This window comes from Thermocrispum sp. (assembly GCF_002919275.1).
Classification (GTDB): domain Bacteria; phylum Actinomycetota; class Actinomycetes; order Mycobacteriales; family Pseudonocardiaceae; genus Thermocrispum; species Thermocrispum agreste.
In genome coordinates this window covers 20,790-27,385 of sequence record NZ_PKFA01000013.1, presented here as the reverse complement: position 1 = coordinate 27,385, position 6,596 = coordinate 20,790, and the positions used below count along the sequence as shown (strand labels likewise).

8 protein-coding genes and 1 pseudogene are annotated in these 6,596 nt (G+C 70.1%); 4 read left to right on the top strand and 5 right to left on the bottom strand.

Annotation, left to right across the window (positions count from 1 at the left end):
- Positions 1-207: 207 nt before the first annotated feature.
- Positions 208-519 (top strand): divalent-cation tolerance protein CutA, encoded by a 312-nt coding sequence (gene cutA / locus CXP56_RS02660; RefSeq protein WP_286899612.1) that lies wholly within the window; start codon positions 208-210, stop codon positions 517-519.
- 115 nt (positions 520-634) lie between these two features.
- Here cutA and CXP56_RS02655 read toward each other — a convergent pair.
- Both CXP56_RS02655 and CXP56_RS02650 read right to left on the bottom strand, forming a co-directional pair.
- Positions 635-919 (bottom strand): annotated as a pseudogene (locus tag CXP56_RS02655) (TRAM domain-containing protein); the annotation flags it as partial.
- A gap of 92 nt (positions 920-1,011) precedes the next feature.
- Positions 1,012-1,689: a DUF3159 domain-containing protein gene (locus tag CXP56_RS02650; protein ID WP_028848223.1), complete on the bottom strand. Its 678-nt coding sequence runs from the start codon at positions 1,687-1,689 to the stop codon at positions 1,012-1,014.
- Positions 1,690-1,987: 298 nt separating this feature from the next.
- On the opposite strand from CXP56_RS02650, the gene CXP56_RS02645 reads away from it, so the two are divergent.
- Positions 1,988-2,716: an alpha/beta fold hydrolase gene (locus CXP56_RS02645; protein ID WP_286899601.1), complete on the top strand. Its 729-nt coding sequence runs from the start codon at positions 1,988-1,990 to the stop codon at positions 2,714-2,716.
- On the opposite strand, the gene CXP56_RS02640 is transcribed toward CXP56_RS02645, so the two are convergent.
- Together CXP56_RS02640 and dut are read right to left on the bottom strand one after the other, a co-directional pair.
- On the bottom strand, positions 2,707-3,375 hold the full coding sequence (locus CXP56_RS02640) for a DUF3710 domain-containing protein (protein ID WP_425426132.1): 669 nt from the start codon (positions 3,373-3,375) through the stop codon (positions 2,707-2,709). The genes CXP56_RS02645 and CXP56_RS02640 overlap by 10 nt on opposite strands.
- Before the next feature lie 3 nt (positions 3,376-3,378).
- Positions 3,379-3,885, bottom strand: coding sequence for a dUTP diphosphatase (dut, locus tag CXP56_RS02635; protein WP_286899599.1), 507 nt, complete (start codon positions 3,883-3,885; stop codon positions 3,379-3,381).
- 58 nt (positions 3,886-3,943) lie between these two features.
- Between dut and CXP56_RS02630 the strand changes: the two genes are divergently transcribed.
- On the top strand, positions 3,944-4,489 hold the full coding sequence (locus tag CXP56_RS02630; protein ID WP_084609266.1) for a DUF3093 domain-containing protein: 546 nt from the start codon (positions 3,944-3,946) through the stop codon (positions 4,487-4,489).
- 441 nt (positions 4,490-4,930) lie between these two features.
- On the opposite strand, the gene CXP56_RS02625 is transcribed toward CXP56_RS02630, so the two are convergent.
- Positions 4,931-5,239, bottom strand: coding sequence for a DUF4193 domain-containing protein (locus CXP56_RS02625; protein ID WP_028848220.1), 309 nt, complete (start codon positions 5,237-5,239; stop codon positions 4,931-4,933).
- 473 nt (positions 5,240-5,712) lie between these two features.
- On the opposite strand from CXP56_RS02625, the gene cei reads away from it, so the two are divergent.
- On the top strand, positions 5,713-6,390 hold the full coding sequence (cei, locus tag CXP56_RS02620) for an envelope integrity protein Cei (RefSeq protein WP_286899598.1): 678 nt from the start codon (positions 5,713-5,715) through the stop codon (positions 6,388-6,390).
- Positions 6,391-6,596 lie beyond the last annotated feature (206 nt).

Below are 6,596 nucleotides of genomic sequence, written 5' to 3'. Positions count from 1 at the left end.
GCTGAAGGTGAGGCGGCGGGTGGTGGAGGCGGAGTGTCGGGAGGTCATCGAGGCGCTGTACGCGGAATCGGAGCGGTTGCTGGTCGTGGAGTAGGTCGCGTGGTGAGCGCCGGCGCGGCCTGCTGGGGGCGGCGATCTGCACGGCGCGGACAGGTGAGCGGGAGGGGGTTGCGCATGTCAACGGCGAAAGGCGCCTGTGTGGCGTTGATGACCGTGCCCGATGTGGAGGTGGGCGAGCGGCTGGTCCGGACGCTGGTGGAGGAAGGGGTCGTCGCGTGCGGGAACATCGTGCCGGGGCTGACGTCGATCTACCGCTGGAAGGGTGCGGTGGAGCGGGATGCGGAGGCGCTGGTCATCCTGAAGCTGATGGAGGACGCGGTGCCGCGGCTGTTGACGCGCGCGCCGGAGCTGCATCCCTATGAGGTGCCGGAGGTTCTTGTCCTTCCGGTGATTGCCGGTCATGGTCCTTATCTTGACTGGCTGGCGGAGAGCACGATCTCGGTTCGTGACAGGGATTGAAGGCGAATGTCGAAGAAGAGCGAGCATCGGAGCGGGGTGAAGGTCGCGCCGGTGGTGTCTGAGCCTGAGAGCGCGTCGTCGGCGGAGGCGCAGGAGGCGGAGCCTGGAGGCGAGGCGGGGGGGCGTGCTGCCAGCCCCCCCCGCCGCACCCACCGGGCACGGCAAGCGGGCACGGCGGGGTGACCCGACGATCGTCGGCACGCACGATCTCCAGCGCATCGGCGCGGCAGAACGACTTGTGCCGGTCCTCGGTCACCTCGGCAACGACCCGTTCCCCGGGCAGGGCGTGCCGCACGAAGACCACCCGGCCGTCGTGGCGGGCGACGCAATGGCCCCCGTGCGCGACCGGCCCCACCTCGAGCTCCAGCTGCCTGCCGGTCCAGTCTTCTCGCTCAGTCATCGGCTTTCGGTTTCACCCGCCCACCAGCCGCCGGGGGCGGTGTGGACGAAAGCACACCCCACGGGCGAAGGCGCGGGCCGGTACGGTCGTCGTCACGCGTGTCCCGGTTCGGACTGCGCGGGCGTCTCGCCGTAGCGAGCACGCAGTTCCGCTTCGATCTTCTCCTCGGCGCGCCGTTCGGCTTCGATCGCCGCCGCCAGCCGCTTGTCCGAGCGCCGGATGGCCCACACGATCACCACCAGCGCCGCCGCGAACAGCGGGAAGCCCATGCCGATCTTGGCCACCGCCAGCCAGCCGGTCAGGTCCTCCTCGTACAGCCACCGCTGCACCACGAACCGCGATCCGAACACCGCGGCCAACGCCAGCGTGGCGATGTCGTAGTCGCGCAGCGACCTGCGGTCCTTCCGCCACCTGGTGCCCGCGCCGTTGACGAAGTTCCAGAACACGCCGACCAGCGGCCACCGGATCAGCACCGACAGCACCGTCCCGCCGCAGTAGACCAGGCTCTGCCAGATGCCGAACAGGAAGAACCCCTTGGCCGTCCCGGTGCGGTAGGCGATGTAGGCGGCGATGGCCACCCCGAACAGGCCAGAGACGGCAGGCTGCAGCGACTCCTTGCGGACCAGCCGCACGACCGTGATGGCCACCGCGCTGCCGACCGCGCACCAGATGGCGGTCATCAGCCCCCACAGCGAGTTGGCCAGTACGAAGACCACGACCGGCACCGCGGAGTAGATCATCCCCGCCACGCCGCCCATCTGCTCGAACAGGGTCAGCTCGCGCTCGTCCTGCCCGGCGCCCCCGCCCCGCCCGGCCGGCGGCTCGTCCGTCCGGGCGTTCGCCGGTCCCGACCGGTCCGGACGGTTCTGCTTGTCGGGCGTGGCCTCGGGGTCTGCACTCACGGAGATACCTACAAGTCGTCGTCGGTGGTCGCACACAGCACCATGGGCGCGCCTGCCCGGTGCCCCTTCAGGGTACGACCAGGCATGTGGCCGGGTGGTCACCCGTCACCGGAGCATTGCGCACAATAGGCCGATGCCCGTGCCCGAACGATCGTCGTGAGCCTGCATGAGCCAGCCGCCCGCCCGACTCGCCGTGCTGCTTCCCGGCAGCGGATCCGACGAGGTGTTCCTCCGGGAAGCCTTCGGCCCTGCCATGGCTGCCGCAGGCGTCGAGCTGCGGCCGCATCGCCCCGGAGCGCCGGTCGTGACCGACTACTTGAGGGCGCTCGACGCGGCGGCCGAGGAGACCAACGGCAGGCTCTTGGTCGGCGGCGTCTCACTTGGCGCCCATGTCGCCGTGCAATGGGCGGCCAGCCGGCCGGGCGGCTGCACCGGCATTCTCGCCTGCCTGCCCGCCTACATCGGCCGTGACGACTCCGCGCCGGCCGCGCTGGCCGCTCGCACGTCGGCCGACCTGATCCGGGCTTACGGACTTTCCCGTGCGCTCGAGCTTGCCACGCGTGACGTGCCGTATTGGCTCGCCGCGGAGCTGAAGCGCGCGTGGCGCAGGCAAAGCGACGTCCTGCTGGACGGGCTGGGCGCGGCGGCCCGCCATCCCGGTCCTAAGCGCGACGAGCTGGCCAGGGTGGCCGTTCCGGCCGGGCTCGTCGGCTGCGTGGGCGACGCGGTCCACCCGGTGGACGTCGCCCGGCAGTGGCAGGAGCTCATGCCCAAGGCGGCGCTGGTGGAAATCTCCTTCGACCGATTCGGCGGAGACCGGGCGATCCTCGGTCACGCCGCGGTGCGGGCTCTCGCCAAGGCGGCCGCCGACGGCGACGGCCCTGCTCAGGCCTGACCGCGTTGCTGGGCGATCGCTTCCGCCATCGCCGGCGGCAGCTTGATCGGCAGCGGGGTGCGCACCGGCATCGGCCCGGATCCGCGCACCACGACGGTTTCCTTCATCAGCGCGCGCAGCTGCGCGGGTGCCCCTTCCGCGACGTGCTTGGGACTCGCGATGACGCCGCGCAGCATCCACCGCGGCCCGTCCACCCCGATGAAGTGCAGCGCCATGTCGCCCATCTTGGCCGACAACTCCTTGCCCCAGTCCCCGGTCAGCGTGCGCACGATCGCCCCGTCCGAGCGCAGCTGCTCGGCCAGCTCGGTGCACACCTCGGACCAGATGCCACTGGATTTCGGCGCGGCGTACGCGCTGATGGTGACCTGGCCGTGCGGCGTCACCACATGCACCGCGCGCACGTGCCCCGATTCCTGGTCCATCTCCACCTGGACCTGGCAGTTGTCCGGCACCGGGATCCGCACCGACCCGAGGTCCATGCGCGGGATGTCGTCCTCAGGTGCCACCTCGACGTCGTACGGGCCCTCCTCCGGGACGAGTTCCTCGTCCTCCTCCTCGGCGGGAAGGGTCTGCCGACCGTACATCGGCTCAGCGTCGTCCGGCAGCGCGTGCCGCCCGCGGCGATGCTGCTTCTTGCGGCGCTTGCGACCGAGCACCACCTGCTACCTCACCTCTCCATTGCCGTCAGCCAGATCCGGGCCGCCGCTTGCGGCCAGACTGGCGTGCCCGCCGGTCGACCCGTAGCCGCCGGTGCCCCGTTCGCTCTCGCCCAGCTCGCCTGCCGGGACCTCGACGAACCGTGCCTGCTCCACCTTCTGCACCAGCAGCTGTGCGATGCGGTCCCCCCGGGACAGCGTGATCGGCTCGCGCAGGTCGTGGTTGATCAGGCACACCTTGATCTCCCCGCGGTAACCGGCGTCGATCGTGCCCGGCGTGTTCACCAGCGACAGGCCGACGCGCGCCGCCAGCCCGGAGCGCGGGTGCACCAGCCCGACGTACCCCGGAGGAAGCGCGATCGCGATACCCGTGCCGACCACCGCACGCTCCCCCGGCGGGATGACCACGTCGGTCATCGTCGCCAGGTCGGCGCCCGCGTCGCCCGGCCGGGCGTAGGTGGGAAGCGGAGCATCCGGGTCAAGACGCGTCAGACGGACCTCTACCGATGACACAGACACTCCCTCGACACCACTCCTGCTGCTGGTTCGCCACGACATTACTCTGAACGGCATGGCCGACTCCGCACACACCCCGGGCGAGGAGCAGGCGGTGGCAGCGCGCCGGGCACCGCGGCCCGCAGCGGAGGCGCTGTACTCCGAACGCCTTTACGTCGCCTGGTGGGCATGGCCGTTGCCGCTGGCCGCCGCGGTGCTGATCGCGGCGGAGATCCACATGGGCTTCCCCGCCGTGCCGGTGTGGTTGCCGTACCTGGTGCTCGTGCCGCTGGCGGTGTTCGTCCTGGTGCGGATGAGCATGACCAAGGTGGCGCTGGTGCGGACCGGTCAGGACACCGAGCTGCACGCCGGTGACGCGCGGCTTCCGGTGCGATTCGTCGGCCAGGTCGACGTCGTCGAGAAGGACGCCAAGCGCAAGGCCATGGGCCCGGAGCTGGATCCGGCCGCCTACGTGGTGCACCGTGGCTGGATCGGCACCATGGTCCGGGTCCACCTGACCGACCCGGACGACCCGACGCCGTACTGGTTGTTCAGCACCCGCAAGCCGCACCGGCTGGCCGAGCTGCTGCGTGCGGCGAACCCGGCCGCCGATCCACACTGAGCGGACCCGCGGGCTCGCCGGTGTCACGGAAGCGGAAACCACACCGGCTGACCGGACCGCAGCACGGCGAATCCGGCCATCCGATCCAGCTGAACGGACCCGAGGAATCCCCGGCGCCCCGAAGACTGCGGCCGCACACTGAAGCTCGTCGCAGCCCGTCGTGTCGAGCGCGATGCTGCCCACGTCATCTGCTCTCCGCTCGCTGTGGACGACACAAACGGGAGCAGTCCGGCCACATCCGCCGAACGAGCGCGACTCCGCCGTCCCCGCCCGAGCAGGGTGCAGGGGTGCGGCCTCTGCCCATGCAAGCGTCGCCGAACATGCGACGGTCCCCCGGCCATGTCGGCCGAGGGACCGCCTTCGTTCTTTTTCCGACTAGTTCAGGCCTTGCTCCTTCAGGCCCGCAAGCCAACCGCCGTCACAGCGTTGCCGGGGAGCCTCTCAGGCGCAATCGCGGCAGACCGGCTGCCCGTCGCGCTCCTCGCTCAGCCTGCTGCGGTGGTGCACCAGGAAGCACACCGAACAGGTGAATTCGTCGGCCTGCTTCGGCACCACCTTGACCGTGAGGTCCTCTCCGGACAGCCCGGAAAGGTCGGCACCGGGAAGCTCGAAGCCCTCCGCGGTCGCGTCCTCGTCGACGTCCACCACACCGGACTGAGTCTCGTTGCGGCGCGCCTTCAGCTCCTCCAACGAGTCCTCAGCCAGCTCGTCGGCTTCACTGCGGCGCGGAGCGTCGTAGTCGGTCGCCATGGTTCTCACCCCTGCGCTGCTCGTTCTCTCGTCTGGTTTCGGCGGCAGGCCCGTCCGACGTCGGGTCATGCCCGTGCGCTGGATAACGTTCCAGTACCCGTTTTTGTGCCCGGAGCCCACCAGAAATTTCTTCCTCGACCCCTCCGGAGCCAGCAGAGGGTAGCTCACGCCTGCTCGGCACGGGCAAGGCCACACCCTGTGCTGATAGCCGTGTCACGTCGACATTAGCCCTGGTGGGTGACTACGGAGAGCCGACGTCGATGGTCACGCACCGTGTCGTCGATCAACCGGTGCGGCGTGGTTACACGATCTTCACGTGGTCAACGCCACAATAGGGTCCCAGGCGGGAAAGCGACCGAGATCACGCGGGGGACACGTCGCGGTCGAACCAGCGATCGGTGGCGGTAACGCCTAACCTAAGAACACAGACACTCTGGGTGGGTAGCGGCGATCGGGTGGAAGGAAGCGGACCAGTGCGGTCGGGGATCTCAGGGGGCACCACACGCCCGTACCGAAAGTACCGTCCCCTGCCCGCGCTCATCCTGATCGCCATCCTCGGCGGCGCGTCCGCGCTGATCTGGTTCAAGGTGCTCAACGACAGCGCCAACATCGACGAGGCGATCCGCTGCGAGCCGCCCGCATCGGCCCCGCCGGGCATGATCTACACCTCGCTCAGCCATGACGCGCTGGACCACGTCGACCCGATCCCTCCGGAGGAGGTCCGGGTGCGGGTGCTCAACGCCAGCGGCAAGCGGCGGCAGGCCGCGCTGGTGACCGAGTCGCTGCGCAACATCGGCTTCACCAGGGTCGGCAAGCCCGCCAACGACAAGGCGTACGAGAACCGTGAGAAGCCGGCGTGCCGGGGCCAGATCCGGTTCGGCGAGAACGGCGAGGCCGCCGCGCGCACGCTGAGCCTGATCGACCCGTGCCTGGAACTGGTCAAGGACGAGCGCAAGGGTGCGAGCGTCGACCTGGCCATCGGCGAGGACTTCGTGGACGTGCGGCCGCGCCGGGAGGCGCTGACCGCCCTGGAAGCGCTCAGCCAGTGGGCGGACAAGTATCGCGGCCGGTCCAGCGAGTTGTCGGCGAACGACGACAAACCGCAGCTGAGCAAGGAGCTGCTGGCGGCCGCCCGCAGCGGCCAGTGCTGACCGTCCGCCGGCCCGTACCGTCCGCACCGGCCGGCGGTCCTGCTCACTCGTTCGCCCGGTGATCGCGTCCCTGGCCACAGTCGATCCCGGACGTGTCGTCAGTCCCGTCGGTGCCGTCGGTGCCGTCAGTGCCGTCAGTGCCGTCGAGGCCGCGCAGTCACCCGGCACCGGAGATCCCGGCTGCGCCGCGGAGGGACCCCGGTGCC

Excerpts from the sequence above, each read along its gene's own strand:
- cutA (WP_286899612.1), top strand. The coding sequence starts at position 208 with ATGACCGTGCCCGATGTGGAGGTGGGCGAGCGGCTGGTCCGGACGCTG.
- CXP56_RS02645 (WP_286899601.1), top strand. The coding sequence starts at position 1,988 with ATGAGCCAGCCGCCCGCCCGACTCGCCGTGCTGCTTCCCGGCAGCGGA.
- CXP56_RS02630 (WP_084609266.1), top strand. The coding sequence starts at position 3,944 with ATGGCCGACTCCGCACACACCCCGGGCGAGGAGCAGGCGGTGGCAGCG.
- CXP56_RS02625 (WP_028848220.1), bottom strand. The coding sequence starts at position 5,239 with ATGGCGACCGACTACGACGCTCCGCGCCGCAGTGAAGCCGACGAGCTG.